This window comes from Pseudomonas muyukensis (genome assembly GCF_019139535.1).
GTDB classification, from domain to species: Bacteria; Pseudomonadota; Gammaproteobacteria; order Pseudomonadales; family Pseudomonadaceae; genus Aquipseudomonas; species Aquipseudomonas muyukensis.
This window is the reverse complement of sequence record NZ_CP077073.1, coordinates 1,940,350-1,955,348: the sequence shown is the minus strand read 5'-3', so window position 1 is coordinate 1,955,348 and position 14,999 is coordinate 1,940,350. Positions and strand designations below refer to the sequence as shown.

Here is a 14,999-nt window from a genome sequence, read left to right as displayed (position 1 = left end):
CATGAGCGACTACGTTCTGGTACTGGTCAGCGCCGCGCTGGTCAATCACCTGGCCCTGCTGGGCGAACCCGTCGGACGTGCCCGCGTGCACCTGCTGGGGCTATGCGCCGGGCTGATGCTGCTGGCGCTGCCCATCGGGCTGCTGCTGCCGGCGGCATGGCGCGACCTGCAATTGCTCTTGCTCCTACCCTTGCTGGGCGCCTTGGCCTGGGTACTGCCTACTTTGCTCGGCCGCTGGCGGCCCGATTGGCCCGTGGACGGCCTGCGGCCGTTGCTGATGGGCAATGCCGTGGTGCTAGGCTTGCTGTTGCAGCTTGCCAGTGATGCCAGCAGCATCGGCCAGGCGCTGAGCTACAGCGTTGGCGCGGCACTGGGCTTCTGGCTGGCCCTGGTGCTGTTCGCCGACCTGCGCGTACGCAGTCGCCACCCTGACCTGCCACTGGCGCTGCGCGGGCTGCCGATCGAACTGATCGGTGCCGGGGTCATGGTCATGGCATTTTCCGGGTTCAACGGATTATTCACACAATGAGTCTGATTCAACGCATCGATGCCCTGCTGCCGCAAACCCAATGCGGCAAATGTGGCCACGGCGGCTGCCGGCCCTATGCCGAAGGCCTGGCCGCGGGCGAAGCGATCAACAAATGCCCGCCCGGCGGCCGCGAGACCATCGCTGCCCTGGCCACACTGCTGCAGGTGCCGGTAATCGCGCTCGACCCACAACGCCCACCGGGCCCCTCGCAGGTGGCATTCATTCGCGAAGCCGAATGCATTGGCTGCACCAAGTGCATCCAGGCCTGCCCGGTGGACGCCATCGTCGGCGCAGCCAAGCTGATGCATACCGTGATCGCCAGCGAGTGCACCGGTTGCGACCTGTGCCTGTCGCCCTGCCCCGTCGACTGCATCGACCTGTTACCGCTGCCGGCCAGTGCTGTTCCCATCGTCGGCGACCTGGCCCACGGCGCCGAGCAACGCCTGGCGCGCAACCAGCGACGTGACCGCGCGCGCCAGCGCCACGAACAACGCCAGGCGCGCCAGCGCCGGGAGGAAGCCCTGCGCCAGGCGCAACGCCAGGCGCGGCAACAGCCTGTCGACAACGATGCCGCCCTCAAGCAGGCGAAGATTGCCGCGGCCATGAGTCGCGCACAACTGAGCAAGGCCCGCAGCGCCTTGGGCGCCACCCCCGAGGCGCAACAGCTTGCGCAACTCCAGGCCCTTGAGGCCGCCGCCGAGCAGGCGCGCCAACACCTTGAAGCGCTGCAAGCCCATGCCAGTACCTGACCCGCGCCTGCGCAGCGCCATGAACCTGGTGCTGCTGGCCTGCGTACCGGGCTTGCTGGTGCTGTTCTGGCTGCATGGCTGGGGGGTATTGGTCAACCTGCTGCTGTGCGGCGCCGCCGCGTTGGCGACCGAAGCCCTGTTGCTGCGCTGGCGCAGGCTGCCGGTAGCCGTGGCGCTCGGCGATGGCAGTGCGTGGGTCAGCGCCGTGCTGTTGACCGCGGCCCTGCCCGCCCAGGCACCCTGGTGGTTGCCAGTGGTTGCCGCGAGCGTCGCCATCGGCCTGGGCAAGCAAGCCTACGGCGGTGTCGGGCGCAATTCGTTCAACCCGGCGATGGTCGGCTACGCCTTCGTTCTGCTCAGTTTCCCGCTGCAGATGCACCACTGGCCTGGCCACACCCCGGGCCTGCTGGACAGCCTGCACCTGAGCTTTGCCGCCAGCGAACAGATCGACGCCTGGGCCAGCCCGACGGTCCTGGACGTGCTGCGCCACAACCGCAGCCTGACCGTCGACGAACTGTTCAGCTCTCATACCGCTTTCGGGCACGTGGGTGGCAGAGGCGGCGAATGGGTCAACCTCGCCTTCCTGCTCGGCGGCCTGTTGCTACTGCAGCGCAAGGTGTTCAGCTGGCACGCGCCGGTCGGCCTGCTCGGTGGGCTGCTGCTGTTCAGCCTGCTGGCCTGGAACGGCGCCGGGTCCGATTCCAACGGTTCCCCCCTGCTACACCTGTTTTCCGGCTCGACCATGCTGGCGGCGTTCTTCATTGCCACCGAACCGGTCTCCGGTTGCAAGCGCCCGCTTGGCCGCTTGCTGTTCGGCTGCGGCGCCGGCCTGCTGATCTACCTGATTCGCACCTGGGGCAGCTTTGCCGACGGCACGGCGTTCGCCATCTTGCTGATGAACCTGGCCGCGCCTGCCCTGGACCGCTTGGCACAAGCCCGCGAGCGGGTGCGCGCATGAGTGCCCGCTGGCGCAGCCAGCTGCTGCTGGTGCTGATAACCGCACTGGCCTTGGCTGCCACGCTCACCTGGCGACACTGGACCGCCAGCCCGATCGCCGAAGCCACGCAGCAGTGGAAGGAACGGCAATGGCTGGCAGTGCTTCCCGCAGGCAGCTACGACAACCGTCCACTGGCCAACCCCTTGCCCCTGGCGCAACCGACACTGGCGCACAGCCGGCTGCTCGCCGCCTACCGTGCCAGCCTGGCCGGCATGCCGGTGGCCATCCTGCTGCACAGCAGCTTCCAGGGCTATGCCGGCCCAGTCGAGCTGGCGATCGCCATCGACAGCCAAGGCCGCCTGGTCGGCGTGCATGTGCTCAAGCAGCAGGAAAGCCCGGGGTTGGGCGACCAACTGGTTGACCCAACCCTGCATTGGCTGGACCAGTTCACCGGCAAGACCCACGACCAAGCCTGGGCGATCAAGCGCGACCATGGCGCCTTCGACCAGATGGCGGGCGCCACGGTGACCTCGCGCGCGGTGATCGATGCGCTGCAAGATGCCTTGCGCTATTTCGACGCGCAGCGCCCGACACTGCTTGGCGAGGCGACGCCATGAACTCACCGTGGTTTTTGCTGGCCGGCCTTGCACCGCTACTAGGCGCCACCGCCAGCGCGGCCCAGGGTGCCGCCATCGGCCTGTGCGCGCTCGTGCTCGCAGGCCTGCATCAGGTGCTGATGGCCCCCCTGCGCCGCCACCTCGACAGCGCCACCCTGCCCTGGGCCAACATCGTGCTGGTGAGCACCCTGACCACCTGCCTGCTGCTGGGCCTGCGCGCCTGGGCCCTGCCCCTGGCCGTGCAACTGGGCCACTATCCCGCCCTGCTGGCCCTGAGCTGCCTGGCCATCGAGCCGCTGCTGCCACAACGCAAGCGCTGGCGGGCACTGTGCATCGGCCTTGGCGGCCTGCTGGCAGCCTGCATCGCCTTGGGCGCCTGCCGGCAACTGCTGGCCCAATCGCTTGGCCTGCATGTTGCCGAACTGGCGCCAGGCGCCTTGATACTCCTCGGTCTGCTGCTGGGCTTGTACAATCACCTGCGCCCACGGATCCACCCCTCACGCCGTCAAGGAACCCGTTGACCCCATGAATGCCGCCAAACGCCTGGAGATCTTTCGCAGGCTGCATGAAGACAACCCCGATCCAAAGACCGAACTGGCCTACACCACTCCATTCGAACTGCTGATCGCCGTGATTCTTTCGGCCCAGGCTACCGATGTCGGGGTCAACAAGGCCACCGCCCGGCTGTACCCGGTGGCCAATACACCACAGGCGATCCATGCCCTGGGCGTGGAAGGCCTGAGCGAATACATCAAGACCATCGGCCTGTACAACAGCAAGGCCAAGAACGTCATCGAGACCTGCCGCCTGCTGGTCGAGCAACATGGCGGCGAGGTTCCGCAAACCCGCGAAGCGCTCGAGGCGCTGCCAGGCGTTGGGCGCAAGACCGCGAACGTGGTCCTGAACACGGCTTTCCGCCAGCTGGCCATGGCCGTCGATACGCACATTTTCCGCGTGAGCAACCGCACCGGCATTGCCCCGGGCAAGACCGTGCTCGAGGTGGAAAAGAAACTGCTGAAGTTCGTCCCCCGCGATTACCTGCTCGATGCCCACCATTGGCTGATCCTGCACGGCCGCTATGTATGCCAGGCGCGCAAGCCACGTTGCGGGAGTTGCCGGATCGAAGATCTGTGCGAGTACAAGCACAAGACCTCGGACGATTGAGGCGATAGTGAAATACGCCCCTCGACGATTGAAAAAATCTTTTTTACCCGCTCGGTGAATCCCGTTATAAGGACGGCCAATGGCCCTTTGGCTTGGAGTGACGCATGAGCACCGATAAAGAAGACCTGGCTATCGACGAAGAATTCCAGAGCGTGGACGAAGACGAAGAGCCTCAGGCCGAACCGGCCAAGACCAACCTCAGCAAACGCCGCACCATCGACAACATGCTCGAGGAGCGGCGACTGCAGAGGCAACTGGCCGATTTCGACTACGACCTGTAACCCTGAAAAGCCTCCGCCATGGGGGCTTTTTCAATCATGCTCAGGCCAGCCCATGGCGCTGGGCCAACTCGATGAGGTCGACCAGGGAACGGGCATTGAGCTTGAGCAACAGTCGGGTCTTGTAGGTACTGACGGTCTTGTTGCTGAGGAACATGCTGTCAGCGATTTCCTTGTTGCTTTTGCCCCGCGCCAGTTGCTGCAGCACCATCATCTCTCGCCCAGACAGACGCTCGACCATCTCGCTTTCCGTCGCGCCGCCGACACCGGAGCGCCCCTTGTGCAGCGCCTGGTTGGGGAAATAGCTGTAGCCAGACAGCACCGCCTTGATTGCGCTGAGCAACTCGGTCAATTCCTGCTGCTTGCATACGTAACCCGCCGCCCCCGCCTGCATGCAGCGCATCGAGAAATGCCCCGGGGTCTGCGATGTCAGTACCAACACCTTGCTCGCCGGACTCAGCAGGGCCAGCCGAGCTATTACCTCAAGCCCATCCAGCTTGGGGATCCCGATATCCAACACGACGATGTCCGGTAGATACTCCCGCGAAAGTTGCAGGGCATCCACACCATTGTCGCTCTCCGCCACCACCTCGTAACCATGCCGTTCCATCAGCATGCGTACGGCCAGGCGAATGACCGGGTGATCATCCACGATCAGCACTTTATTCATGCGATATCCATTGATTCGTTATTTTCAATTCGCCAGGCCACCTTAACCGACCTTGCCGCCGATTAGTTATGAAGTTCCCCTGACAGATACATCAAAAGAAGAGGACTACAACTATTGAGGATTAATCCTACACGCGCCTATTTCACAAAATGTAATAGATTCATGCCTGAATTAACCGTCACAAAAATTAACAGCCCCGCCAATGGGATCCAAGTACCGACCCATTACATAGCTCGCAGGAAATTTCACTTATAGGTACAGGATAAAGGTTGAAGGAGATTCATTTCCAATAATGGAAGCGCCTCACACTGCTGCCAGGAAAAGAAACAACGTACAGATGAGCGACGCTCGACCGGATACTCATCATGAACCAAGAATCCCTTAGTCCCCTGACCCTTATCGCCGTGTTTGCCGGCGTCATCGAAGCCTCGGCACTGGCCTCCCTTCCCTTTCTCAGTGAAGAGAGCCAGAGTATCTACACCTGGTTTCTGGTGGGGTTTCCGTTTTTCCTGACGGTGTTGTTCTTCCTCACCCTCAACTTCAACACCGGCTCATTGTTCGCCCCCGACAAACACGAGCCCGGTTCAAGTTGTCAGCCGCCCTCTTCTGCCTCCGGCCCAAGCGCCGAACAGACAACGGCAACTCACAGCCCCACGATGCCCGCCGAAGCCATCAGGCCCTCCAGCCACGATCAAGGCGCAATGATCATCGCCATCTCCGGCTCGGAAAGCCGCAAGATGATCGAAAACCATGTACTGCGCATGATCGAGCGCCCACCGTCCTCGACGCGGCGCTGGGTCCTGTACAACCTGGATGCACGGGTATGCATTCACCTGTCGGTGGAGCCTATGCTCGACAACGCTGCAACGGCGCTCGACGGGGAACATCAAGCATGAGGCCCAGGCACAAAAAAACCCGGCCACTGGCCGGGTTTTTCTGCAACCGCCTGCTTAGAGCAGCGCACGCCCCTTGTTGGCGGCAATCCGCATGCGCAGGGCATTGAGCTTGATGAAGCCTGCGGCATCAGCCTGGTTGTAGGCGCCGCCGTCTTCCTCGAAGGTCGCGATGTTGGCGTCGAACAGCGAGTCGTCCGACTTGCGGCCGACGACGGTGACATTGCCCTTGTACAGTTTCAGGCGCACGACACCGTTCACGTTGACCTGGGAGGCGTCGATCATCTGCTGCAGCATCAGACGCTCCGGGCTCCACCAGTAGCCGGTGTAGATCAGGCTGGCGTACTTCGGCATCAGCTCATCCTTCAGGTGAGCGACTTCGCGGTCCAGGGTGATCGACTCGATGGCACGGTGGGCCTTGAGCATGATGGTGCCGCCCGGGGTCTCGTAGCAGCCACGCGACTTCATGCCGACATAGCGGTTCTCGACGATGTCGAGGCGGCCAATGCCGTTGGCGCCGCCGATGCGGTTGAGGTCGGCCAGGACCGTGGCCGGGGTCTTCTCGACGCCGTCGATGGCGACGATGTCACCGTTGCGGTAGGTCAGCTCGATGTAGGTGGCCTGGTCCGGTGCGTTCTCCGGCGAGACGCTCCATTTCCACATGTCTTCCTCGTGCTCGGTCCAGGTATCTTCCAGGACACCGCCTTCGTAGGAGATGTGCAGCAGGTTGGCGTCCATCGAGTACGGCGACTTCTTCTTGCCGTGGCGCTCGATCGGGATACCGTGCTTCTCGGCGTAGTCCATCAGCTTCTCGCGGGACAGCAGGTCCCACTCGCGCCATGGGGCGATGACCTTGACGCCGGGCTTGAGCGCATAGGCACCCAGCTCGAAGCGCACCTGGTCGTTGCCCTTGCCGGTTGCGCCGTGGGAAATGGCATCGGCGCCGGTTTCGTTGGCGATCTCGATCAGGCGCTTGGCGATCAGCGGGCGGGCGATGGAGGTACCCAGCAGGTACTCGCCTTCGTAGACGGTGTTGGCGCGGAACATCGGGAACACGAAATCACGCACGAATTCTTCGCGCAGGTCGTCGATGTAGATTTCTTTCACGCCCATTGCCTGGGCCTTGGCGCGGGCCGGCTCGACCTCCTCGCCCTGACCGAGGTCGGCGGTGAAGGTCACCACTTCACAGTTGTAGGTGTCCTGCAGCCACTTGAGAATCACCGAAGTATCAAGGCCGCCGGAATACGCCAATACGACCTTTTTTACGTCCGCCATGCCATCACTCCACGGGGTTGTACGGAAAGCCGATGATTCTACCGGCCTTGCCGAAAAATTTACAATGGGGCGACAGCTTGTGACGACAAAGCGACAGGAATTGTCGAGAGCGCGACCCACGGTCGCACCCTGGATTATTTCCCCGGCGCGGGCTGCGCGGCCCCTACCGGGGCCGTAGGCGCAGCAGCCGGGGCTGCGGCTGGCGGGGCCTGCACCGGCGGCGGCTCGACGGGCTTGTGCACCGGTACCACCCGGTCAAGCTGGATGTTGACTCGGCGGTTGCGCGCACGGTTGGCAGGGGTGTTGTTCTTGGCCAGCGGGTAGCGTTCGCCATGGAAGCGCACGGTGATCTGCTCGTCCGGCACGCCATGGGCCTTGAAGTATTCGGCCACCGCCAAGGCCCGCCGCCGCGAGGTGTCGCGATTGGTCAGGCGATTGCCGCTGTTGTCGGAGTGGCCATTGAGCTCGATGTGATTGACCGACGGATCGGCCTTCAAGTAATCGAGGATCACGTCCAGGCGCGCGCGCGCCGAGCTGTCCAGTTCGATGCCGCCACCGGGAAAGCCGACCTGGGTCTGGCGGATCTGGTCGTAGTTCATCGGCAGCAGTTTGGCCGCGCAGAGCTGGTAGTCGCTGTAGGCCTTGGCAAAACTCACCGGCATCACATGCACTTCCATGGCCCGCCCGCCTTCACCGGCGTAGTTGCGCACCACGCTGCTGCGCCCATCGAGCAGGCCGTTGATCAGGCGGCTGGCCTGCCCTTGGCTGGAGGTGAACAGCACACCGCTGCGGGCCATGCGCACCGCACCCAGGTTGATATCGCCGCGCCCAGGCTGCCAGGGCGCCGCCGCGGCCAGCAGGGTGGCCGAGCCGGCCCCGAGCACATTGCTGTCAGAGCGCAGCTGGAAAGTCGGCTGCTCACCGGCGCGGCGCACGAACTCACCGCTGCCGAAGCCGTCGATCGGCTGGATCAGGCGGCATTCGAACTGGTCCCCCTCGACTTTCCAGGCGACGTTCTCCACGCGGGTCTGGAAGGTCAATGCCCCAGCCGGCAGGCTGGCGACAAGGGTGAACAGGGCTAGGTAACGCTGGCGCACGGGCGGCTCCACAGATTCTGACGGCTTACCTCAAGGCTATCGGACGCCCGTGGGAAAACTTGATAGCCGTGCTCGACAAGGGGTTTTCCGGTAGCATTGAGGTCTGAGTTCGACCCGCCTGGAATTCCCAATGTCCGATCGCCTGACCCTCCTGCGCCCCGACGACTGGCACATCCATCTGCGCGATGGTGCCGTCCTGCCACATACCGTCGGTGACGTGGCGCGCACCTTTGCCCGTGCCATCATCATGCCCAACCTCGTGCCGCCGGTGCGCAACGCCGTCGAGGCTGGCGCCTACCGCGAGCGCATCCTTGCCGCCCGCCCGGCCGGCAGCCGCTTCGAGCCGCTGATGGTGCTGTACCTCACCGACCGCACCAGCCCCGAGGATGTCCGCGCGGCCAAGGCCAGCGGCTTCGTGTACGCCGCCAAGCTGTACCCGGCCGGCGCCACCACCAACTCCGACTCGGGCGTGACCAGCATCGACAACATCTTCCCGGCCATCGAGGCACTGGCGCAAGTCGGCATGCCATTGCTGGTGCACGGTGAAGTGACCCGCAGCGAGGTCGACGTGTTCGACCGCGAGAAGCGCTTCATCGACGAGCACATGCGTCGTCTGGTCGAGCGCTTCCCGACCCTCAAGGTGGTGTTCGAGCACATCACCACCGGCGATGCCGCACAGTTCGTCAGCGAGGCCCCGGCCAACGTCGGCGCGACCATCACCGCCCAGCACCTGCTGTACAACCGCAACCACATGCTGGTCGGCGGCATTCGCCCGCACTTCTATTGCCTGCCGATCCTCAAGCGCAACACCCACCAGGTGGCGCTGCTGGACGCCGCCACCAGCGGCAACCCGAAGTTCTTCCTCGGCACCGATTCGGCCCCCCACGCCAAACACGCGAAAGAAGCCGCCTGCGGCTGCGCCGGCTGCTACACCGCCTATGCCGCGATCGAGCTGTACGCCGAGGCGTTCGAGCAGCGCAACGCGCTGGACAAGCTGGAAGGTTTCGCCAGCAAGCACGGCCCGGATTTCTACGGCCTGCCACGAAACACCGACACCATTACCCTGGTTCGCGAAACGTGGACGGCGCCCGACAGCCTGCCATTGGGCGACACCACCGTGGTTCCCCTGCGCGCCGGTGAACAACTGCGCTGGCGCCTGCTGGAGGACAACGCGTGAGCGAAGACCTCTACGACGACGAACAGGACAGCCCGGTCAGCAGCGGCTCGCGCCACCCGATGGCCGAGCGTTTCCGCGGCTACCTGCCGGTGGTGGTGGATGTCGAGACTGGCGGCTTCAACAGCGCCACCGACGCCCTGCTGGAAATTGCCGCGGTCACTATCGGCATGGACGAGAAAGGCTTCCTGTTCCCCGAGCACACCTACTTCTACCGGGTCGAGCCGTTCGAGGGGGCCAACATCGAGGCCGCCGCGCTGGAGTTCACCGGGATCAAGCTTGACCACCCGTTGCGCATGGCCGTGGCCGAGGAAAGCGCGCTCACCGATATCTTCCGCGGTGTGCGCAAGGCATTGAAGGCCAACGGCTGCAAGCGGGCGATCCTGGTCGGCCACAACAGCAGCTTCGACCTGGGCTTCCTCAATGCGGCAGTGGCGCGCAACGACATCAAGCGCAACCCGTTTCACCCGTTCTCCAGCTTCGACACCGCCACCCTGGCCGGCCTCGCCTATGGCCAGACCGTGCTGGCGCGGGCCTGCCAAAGCGCCGACATCGACTTCGACGGCCGTGAGGCGCATTCGGCGCGCTACGACACCGAGAAGACCGCCGAGTTGTTCTGCGGCATCGTCAACCGCTGGAAAGAGATGGGCGGCTGGCGCGATTTCAACGATTGAACTCGCCCTCTGTAGGAGCCGGCCTTGCCGGCGAACACCGGCAGCGCCGGTGCCATCCACTGCGCTGGCCGGCTCCTACAGGGTTAAGCTTGACCGTTGGAATAAAAAAACCGGCCACATGGGCCGGTTTTTTTATGCGCGAGGCAATTACAGCTTGCCAGCGTTCTCGCTCAGGTAGGCGGCAACACCTTCCGGCGAAGCGTTCATGCCCTTGTCGCCTTTCTTCCAGTTGGCCGGGCAGACTTCGCCGTGCTCTTCGTGGAATTGCAGGGCGTCGACCAGGCGCAGCAGCTCGTCCATGTTACGGCCCAGCGGCAGGTCGTTGACGATCTGCGAACGAACGACACCATTGGTGTCGATCAGGAAGGCGCCACGGAACGCCACGCCGCCTTCGGACTCGACGTCGTAGGCCTTGCAGATTTCGTGGGTCATGTCGGCCGCCAGGGTGTACTTGACCTGACCGATGCCGCCGTTGTTGACCGGGGTGTTACGCCAGGCGTTGTGGGTGAAGTGCGAGTCGATCGACACGCCGATCACTTCCACGTTGCGGGCCTGGAAGTCCGGGATGCGGTGATCCAGGGCGATCAGCTCGGACGGGCAGACGAAGGTGAAGTCCAGCGGGTAGAAGAACACCAGGCCGTACTTGCCTTTGATGGCCGAGGCCAGGTTGAAGCTGTCGACGATTTCGCCGTTGCCCAGCACAGCCGGTACGGTGAAGTCAGGGGCTTTCTTGCCAACGAGTACGCTCATTCGATTTCTCCTGATGAGGGGTGAAGAAGCTTGCCCGGGCAGAACGCATTCCCCCGGATCCAGCAAAGGTTGACCATCATACACAGCTTTGCGTGACAGGCCGAATCTGTACCACCGGTCGCTCAAGCACGGCCCTTTCAGAAAGGGCTTTGACAAGCATTCTCATTACCATTACTCTCCAACCCATCGACTCAACCCCGCGATGGTCAGCCTTTATGTATGTGTGTCTTTGTGTCGGTGTCACCGACGGACAGATCCGCGATGCGATCTACGAAGGATGCTGCAGCTACAAGGAAGTTCGAGCCGCGACCAACGTCGCCAGCCAGTGTGGCAAATGTGCTTGCCTGGCCAAGCAGGTGGTGCGTGAAACGCTCACTGACCTGCAACTGAGCCAACAGGCCGTGCTGCCCTACCCTGTGGAATTCAACGCCGCCTGACCTGGCAGAATTCAAAGAACCGGACCTCGTGTCCGGTTTTTTTATGCCTTCAATTCAATAACTTAGCGCTCGAACGCGGTTCACAAACATTCTTATTCCTATTAATTTTCACTTATTATTCAATAACTTAGGTTTGACATAGATAGAGGTCGGGCTCAAACTTGATTTCATTGGCTCAACTTCCACAGGGCAGGACCCCATCATGAAAGGCGACGTAAGCGTCATCCAGCATCTCAACAAGATCCTCGGAAACGAGCTGGTCGCGATCAACCAGTACTTCCTGCACGCACGCATGTATGAAGATTGGGGCCTGAACAAGCTGGGCAAGCTCGAGTACAAAGAGTCCATCACCGCGATGAAGGACGCTGACAAACTGATCAAGCGTATTCTCTTCCTCGAAGGCATCCCCAACGTCCAGGACCTGGGCAAGCTGATGATCGGCGAGCACACCAAGGAGATGCTCGAGTGCGACCTGAAGCTTGAGAAGAAGGCCCACGCCGACCTGAAAGCCGCCATCGCCCATTGCGAAACCGCTGGCGACTTCGGTTCCCGTGACCTGCTCGAAGATATCCTCGAGTCCGAGGAAGAGCACATCGACTGGCTGGAAACCCAGCTGGGCCTGATCGACAAGATCACCCTCGAGAACTACCTGCAATCGCAGATGGGCGAAGAATAAGTTTCACATCGGTCAGACAAAGCATCGCCAGCAGGTGATCGCGTAACCCTGTAGGAGCGGCCTTGTGTCGCGAAAGGGCCGCGTAGCGGCCCCAGGATCTCGGTACCATGCAAAATCGCCGGGGCTGCTTCGCAGCCCTTTCGCGACACAAGGCCACTCCTACACAAGCCGCATGCAGCCGGCGAATTGTGGCCTAGCAATTACTGACCATGTTTGGCCAACAAAAAGCCCCGCTCATGCGGGGCTTTTGCGTACCTGGGCCAGCGGCCGTATCAGGCTTCGGAAGCCTTGGCCTTGGCGGCCGCTTCCTTGATCAGGGTCTGCAGCTCACCCTTTTCGAACATCTCCAGCATGATGTCGCTGCCACCGACCAGCTCACCGGCCACCCACAGTTGCGGGAAGGTCGGCCAGTTGGCGTACTTGGGCAGGTTGGCGCGGATTTCCGGGTTCTGCAGGATGTCGACATAAGCGAATTTCTCGCCACATCCCATCACAGCTTGCGAAGCCTTGGCAGAGAAGCCGCACTGCGGGGCATTCGGCGAACCTTTCATGTAAAGCAGAATGGTGTTGTTGGCAATCTGCTCTTTGATTGTATCGATGATATCCATGAAGCACCTCGGCTGAACTTTCCGACTGGGTCGTCGGCACGGTGGCGCATTGTAACGGAAAGCCGAGCAGCGTGCTCGGCCTTGCCGTACATCAGGCGGCCTCCACCTGCACCGGTACGCCATTGAGCGCGGCATTGCCGGACACGCCGTCACGCAGGCGCTCGTCGGTCAGGTCGTTGGCACTGACCCCAGGCAACACGGCCGCCACCTGCAGACGCGCCCCTTGGCGGGCATGGCCAAAACCATGGGGCAGGCTGACCACCCCCGGCATCATGTCCTCGCTGGCCTGCACCTGCACCTCCAGCACCCCGGTGCGCGACCGAACCCGCACGGTCTGGCCATCGTGCAGGTGTCGCTGGCGCAGGTCGTCCGGGTGCATCAGCAACTGGTGGCGCGGCTTGCCTTTGACCAGGCGCTGGAAGTTGTGCATCCAGGAGTTGTTGCTGCGCACATGGCGACGGCCGATCAACAACAGCTGGCCAACCTCCGGCGGCCGCTGTCGAGCCAGGCGCTGCAGGTCGTCGAGCAACACCTGCGGTACGGCCTCGACCGCCTGGCTGGCAGTGCGCAGGCGGCCAGCAAGGTTCGGCTGCAACGGCCCCAGGTCCAGGCCATGGGGATGCTGTTCGAGTGTCTGTAGCGAGAGCTGCCAGGCCGAACCGTCGCCATGACGCCCCCTGCGCAGCGCCTGATCGATCATCTGCGCTGGCGGCAAGGTCGCCTTAAGCTCGAGCTGCGCGCGCGCGGCAAACGCCTTGGCCAGCCCCACGAAGATCTCCCAGTCGTGCAGCGCCCCCTCGGGTCTGGCCAGGATCGCCCGGTTGAAACGGGTGACGTTGCGCACCGCCAACAGGTTGAAGGTCGAGTCGTAGTGGTCGTTCTCCAGGGCCGAGGTCGACGGCAGGATCAGGTCGGCATGGCGCGTGGTCTCGTTGATGTACAAATCGATGCTGAGCATGAAGTCCAGGCCTGCCAGGGCTTGATCCAATTGCCGGCCATTGGGCGTGGACAACACCGGGTTGCCGGCGACCGTGACCAAAGCCCGCACTTGCCCCTCGCCCGGTTCGAGAATTTCTTCAGCCAAGGCCGACACCGGCAGTTCGCCGCCATACTCGGGCAAGCCCGAGACGCGGCTGCGCCACTGGTCGAAGTGCCCGCCCGCGGTACTGGCCACCAGGTCCACCGCAGGCTCGGTACACAGCGCGCCGCCCACGCGGTCGAGGTTGCCGGTCACCAGGTTGATCAGTTGCACCAGCCAGTGACACAGTGTGCCGAAGGCCTGGGTCGACACCCCCATGCGGCCATAGCACACCGCCTTGTCGGCGGCGGCGAAATCCCGGGCCAACTGGCGGATAGCCTCGGCCGGGATGCCACAGCATGCACTCATGGCATCGGCAGCGAACGGCGCCAGGGCTGCGCGCAGCTGCCCCAGGCCGTTGACCGGCAAATGCGATCCACGGGCCAGGTCCTCGGCGAACAAGGTATGCAGCAGCCCCGCCAGCAGCGCCGCATCGCCACCGGGGCGGATGAACAGGTGTTGGTCGGCCATCGCCGCCGTCTCGCTACGGCGCGGGTCCACCACCACCAGCCGCCCACCCCTGGCCTTCAGCGCCTTGAGCCGTTTTTCCACATCAGGGACCGTCATGATGCTGCCGTTGGAGGCTAATGGATTGCCGCCAAGGATCAGCATGAACTCGGTATGGTCGATGTCCGGGATCGGCAGCAGCAGGCCGTGGCCATACATCAGGTGGCTGGTCAGATGCTGCGGTAGCTGGTCGACCGAGGTCGCGGAAAAGCGGTTGCGCGTCTTGAGCAGGCCAAGGAAGTAGTTGCTGTGGGTCATCAGGCCATAGTTGTGCACGCTGGGGTTGCCCTGGTACACCGCCACGCTATTGCGCCCGTGCGCCTGCTGCAGCGCCCACAACCGTTCGGCGGCCAACTCGAATGCCTGCTCCCAACTGATCGGGTGCCAGCTGTCGCCCACTCGCCGATGCGGCTGGCGCAAGCGGTCCGGGTCTTCCTGGATGTCCTGCAGGGCCACCGCCTTGGGGCAGATATGGCCACGGCTGAACGGGTCCTGCGGGTCTCCCTTGATCGAACTGATGCGCGCCCGGCCATCGGCCTCATGGCTGACTTCGATGTTCAGGCCGCAGATGGCCTCGCACAGGTGACAGGCTCGGTGATGCAGGGTCTTGGTCATGGCCGCCTCTGCCTTGTTGTTCTGGGCGCTCGACTATGCGCTGTGCCATTGCGGCGTGCCAGCGCGCTTCGCCGCGTGAATCGGGCGACATCAGGCCGGCGATTCACGACAGCGGGTTTGCCAAAGGCGCGCCGAGCCGTGTACAACCTCTGTAGCAAATAAAAAACGGCTGCCTGCCAAAGGGTTACGACACCCTTTGACACAGTGGCGGCGTTTCCCCTCTTGGTTTCAGGCGACATTTAATTATAGTATTGCGCCTTTCCCTATTCCG

17 protein-coding genes and 1 pseudogene are annotated in these 14,999 nt (G+C 63.1%); 12 read left to right on the top strand and 6 right to left on the bottom strand.

Annotation, left to right across the window (positions count from 1 at the left end; translation table 11 throughout):
- The first annotated feature begins 1 nt into the window (after nt 1).
- From KSS95_RS08795 to KSS95_RS08765, 7 genes and pseudogenes are all read left to right on the top strand, one after another.
- The gene (locus KSS95_RS08795; RefSeq protein WP_217853319.1) at nt 2-529 is read left to right on the top strand and encodes an Rnf-Nqr domain containing protein; all 528 of its coding nucleotides are present in this window, start codon (nt 2-4) and stop codon (nt 527-529) included.
- A pseudogene (locus KSS95_RS08790) lies at nt 526-1,272 on the top strand (RnfABCDGE type electron transport complex subunit B); the annotation flags it as partial. The gene KSS95_RS08795 and the pseudogene KSS95_RS08790, both read left to right, overlap by 4 nt.
- The gene (locus KSS95_RS08785; protein WP_217853317.1) at nt 1,265-2,236 is read left to right on the top strand and encodes an RnfABCDGE type electron transport complex subunit D; all 972 of its coding nucleotides are present in this window, start codon (nt 1,265-1,267) and stop codon (nt 2,234-2,236) included. The pseudogene KSS95_RS08790 and the gene KSS95_RS08785, both read left to right, overlap by 8 nt.
- A complete protein-coding gene (locus tag KSS95_RS08780; RefSeq protein ID WP_217853316.1) occupies nt 2,233-2,832 on the top strand; it encodes an RnfABCDGE type electron transport complex subunit G in 600 nt (199 codons plus the stop codon). The genes KSS95_RS08785 and KSS95_RS08780 overlap by 4 nt, the downstream gene beginning before the upstream one ends.
- Nucleotides 2,829-3,353 carry an Rnf-Nqr domain containing protein gene (locus KSS95_RS08775; RefSeq protein ID WP_217853315.1) on the top strand — a complete coding sequence of 175 codons (525 nt, stop codon included), beginning with the start codon at nt 2,829-2,831 and terminating at the stop codon, nt 3,351-3,353. The genes KSS95_RS08780 and KSS95_RS08775 overlap by 4 nt, the downstream gene beginning before the upstream one ends.
- A gap of 4 nt (nt 3,354-3,357) precedes the next feature.
- Nucleotides 3,358-3,996 (top strand): endonuclease III, encoded by a 639-nt coding sequence (gene nth / locus KSS95_RS08770; RefSeq protein WP_217853314.1) that lies wholly within the window; start codon nt 3,358-3,360, stop codon nt 3,994-3,996.
- Between the two features lie 104 nt (nt 3,997-4,100).
- Nucleotides 4,101-4,277 carry a PA3496 family putative envelope integrity protein gene (locus KSS95_RS08765; protein ID WP_217853313.1) on the top strand — a complete coding sequence of 59 codons (177 nt, stop codon included), beginning with the start codon at nt 4,101-4,103 and terminating at the stop codon, nt 4,275-4,277.
- Between the two features lie 40 nt (nt 4,278-4,317).
- On the opposite strand, the gene KSS95_RS08760 is transcribed toward KSS95_RS08765, so the two are convergent.
- A complete protein-coding gene (locus KSS95_RS08760; RefSeq protein WP_217853312.1) occupies nt 4,318-4,944 on the bottom strand; it encodes a response regulator transcription factor in 627 nt (208 codons plus the stop codon).
- Nucleotides 4,945-5,309: 365 nt separating this feature from the next.
- Here KSS95_RS08760 and KSS95_RS08755 point away from each other — a divergent pair, with 365 nt between their 5' ends.
- Nucleotides 5,310-5,840, top strand: coding sequence for a hypothetical protein (locus KSS95_RS08755; RefSeq protein WP_217853311.1), 531 nt, complete (start codon nt 5,310-5,312; stop codon nt 5,838-5,840).
- A 54-nt stretch (nt 5,841-5,894) separates the two neighbouring features.
- On the opposite strand, the gene KSS95_RS08750 is transcribed toward KSS95_RS08755, so the two are convergent.
- Entirely contained in the window at nt 5,895-7,112 is a 1,218-nt protein-coding gene (locus tag KSS95_RS08750; protein ID WP_217853310.1) for an argininosuccinate synthase, read from the bottom strand.
- Between the two features lie 134 nt (nt 7,113-7,246).
- Nucleotides 7,247-8,209 carry a flagellar protein MotY gene (locus KSS95_RS08745; RefSeq protein WP_217853309.1) on the bottom strand — a complete coding sequence of 321 codons (963 nt, stop codon included), beginning with the start codon at nt 8,207-8,209 and terminating at the stop codon, nt 7,247-7,249.
- Nucleotides 8,210-8,339: 130 nt separating this feature from the next.
- Here KSS95_RS08745 and pyrC point away from each other — a divergent pair, with 130 nt between their 5' ends.
- The gene (gene pyrC / locus KSS95_RS08740) at nt 8,340-9,386 is read left to right on the top strand and encodes a dihydroorotase (protein ID WP_217853308.1); all 1,047 of its coding nucleotides are present in this window, start codon (nt 8,340-8,342) and stop codon (nt 9,384-9,386) included.
- Nucleotides 9,383-10,057 carry a ribonuclease T gene (gene rnt / locus KSS95_RS08735; RefSeq protein WP_217853307.1) on the top strand — a complete coding sequence of 225 codons (675 nt, stop codon included), beginning with the start codon at nt 9,383-9,385 and terminating at the stop codon, nt 10,055-10,057. The genes pyrC and rnt overlap by 4 nt, the downstream gene beginning before the upstream one ends.
- Before the next feature lie 147 nt (nt 10,058-10,204).
- Here rnt and KSS95_RS08730 read toward each other — a convergent pair whose 3' ends face one another.
- The gene (locus KSS95_RS08730) at nt 10,205-10,807 is read right to left on the bottom strand and encodes a peroxiredoxin (RefSeq protein ID WP_009684560.1); all 603 of its coding nucleotides are present in this window, start codon (nt 10,805-10,807) and stop codon (nt 10,205-10,207) included.
- A 215-nt stretch (nt 10,808-11,022) separates the two neighbouring features.
- Between KSS95_RS08730 and KSS95_RS08725 the strand changes: the two genes are divergently transcribed.
- Nucleotides 11,023-11,244 (top strand): bacterioferritin-associated ferredoxin, encoded by a 222-nt coding sequence (locus KSS95_RS08725; RefSeq protein WP_082420909.1) that lies wholly within the window; start codon nt 11,023-11,025, stop codon nt 11,242-11,244.
- A gap of 202 nt (nt 11,245-11,446) precedes the next feature.
- Nucleotides 11,447-11,920 carry a bacterioferritin gene (bfr, locus tag KSS95_RS08720; protein ID WP_217853306.1) on the top strand — a complete coding sequence of 158 codons (474 nt, stop codon included), beginning with the start codon at nt 11,447-11,449 and terminating at the stop codon, nt 11,918-11,920.
- Nucleotides 11,921-12,192: 272 nt separating this feature from the next.
- Here bfr and grxD read toward each other — a convergent pair whose 3' ends face one another.
- Both grxD and KSS95_RS08710 read right to left on the bottom strand, forming a co-directional pair.
- Nucleotides 12,193-12,528, bottom strand: coding sequence for a Grx4 family monothiol glutaredoxin (gene grxD / locus KSS95_RS08715; protein WP_016713741.1), 336 nt, complete (start codon nt 12,526-12,528; stop codon nt 12,193-12,195).
- A gap of 91 nt (nt 12,529-12,619) precedes the next feature.
- The gene (locus KSS95_RS08710; RefSeq protein WP_217853305.1) at nt 12,620-14,728 is read right to left on the bottom strand and encodes a molybdopterin oxidoreductase family protein; all 2,109 of its coding nucleotides are present in this window, start codon (nt 14,726-14,728) and stop codon (nt 12,620-12,622) included.
- Nucleotides 14,729-14,999: the final 271 nt, after the last annotated feature.

Coding starts and splice junctions, on each gene's coding strand:
- KSS95_RS08795 (WP_217853319.1), top strand. CDS start 2: ATGAGCGACTACGTTCTGGTACTGGTCAGCGCCGCGCTGGTCAATCAC.
- KSS95_RS08785 (WP_217853317.1), top strand. CDS start 1,265: ATGCCAGTACCTGACCCGCGCCTGCGCAGCGCCATGAACCTGGTGCTG.
- KSS95_RS08780 (WP_217853316.1), top strand. CDS start 2,233: ATGAGTGCCCGCTGGCGCAGCCAGCTGCTGCTGGTGCTGATAACCGCA.
- KSS95_RS08775 (WP_217853315.1), top strand. CDS start 2,829: ATGAACTCACCGTGGTTTTTGCTGGCCGGCCTTGCACCGCTACTAGGC.
- nth (WP_217853314.1), top strand. CDS start 3,358: ATGAATGCCGCCAAACGCCTGGAGATCTTTCGCAGGCTGCATGAAGAC.
- KSS95_RS08765 (WP_217853313.1), top strand. CDS start 4,101: ATGAGCACCGATAAAGAAGACCTGGCTATCGACGAAGAATTCCAGAGC.
- KSS95_RS08760 (WP_217853312.1), bottom strand. CDS start 4,944: ATGAATAAAGTGCTGATCGTGGATGATCACCCGGTCATTCGCCTGGCC.
- KSS95_RS08755 (WP_217853311.1), top strand. CDS start 5,310: ATGAACCAAGAATCCCTTAGTCCCCTGACCCTTATCGCCGTGTTTGCC.
- KSS95_RS08750 (WP_217853310.1), bottom strand. CDS start 7,112: ATGGCGGACGTAAAAAAGGTCGTATTGGCGTATTCCGGCGGCCTTGAT.
- pyrC (WP_217853308.1), top strand. CDS start 8,340: ATGTCCGATCGCCTGACCCTCCTGCGCCCCGACGACTGGCACATCCAT.
- KSS95_RS08730 (WP_009684560.1), bottom strand. CDS start 10,807: ATGAGCGTACTCGTTGGCAAGAAAGCCCCTGACTTCACCGTACCGGCT.
- KSS95_RS08725 (WP_082420909.1), top strand. CDS start 11,023: ATGTATGTGTGTCTTTGTGTCGGTGTCACCGACGGACAGATCCGCGAT.
- bfr (WP_217853306.1), top strand. CDS start 11,447: ATGAAAGGCGACGTAAGCGTCATCCAGCATCTCAACAAGATCCTCGGA.
- grxD (WP_016713741.1), bottom strand. CDS start 12,528: ATGGATATCATCGATACAATCAAAGAGCAGATTGCCAACAACACCATT.
- KSS95_RS08710 (WP_217853305.1), bottom strand. CDS start 14,728: ATGACCAAGACCCTGCATCACCGAGCCTGTCACCTGTGCGAGGCCATC.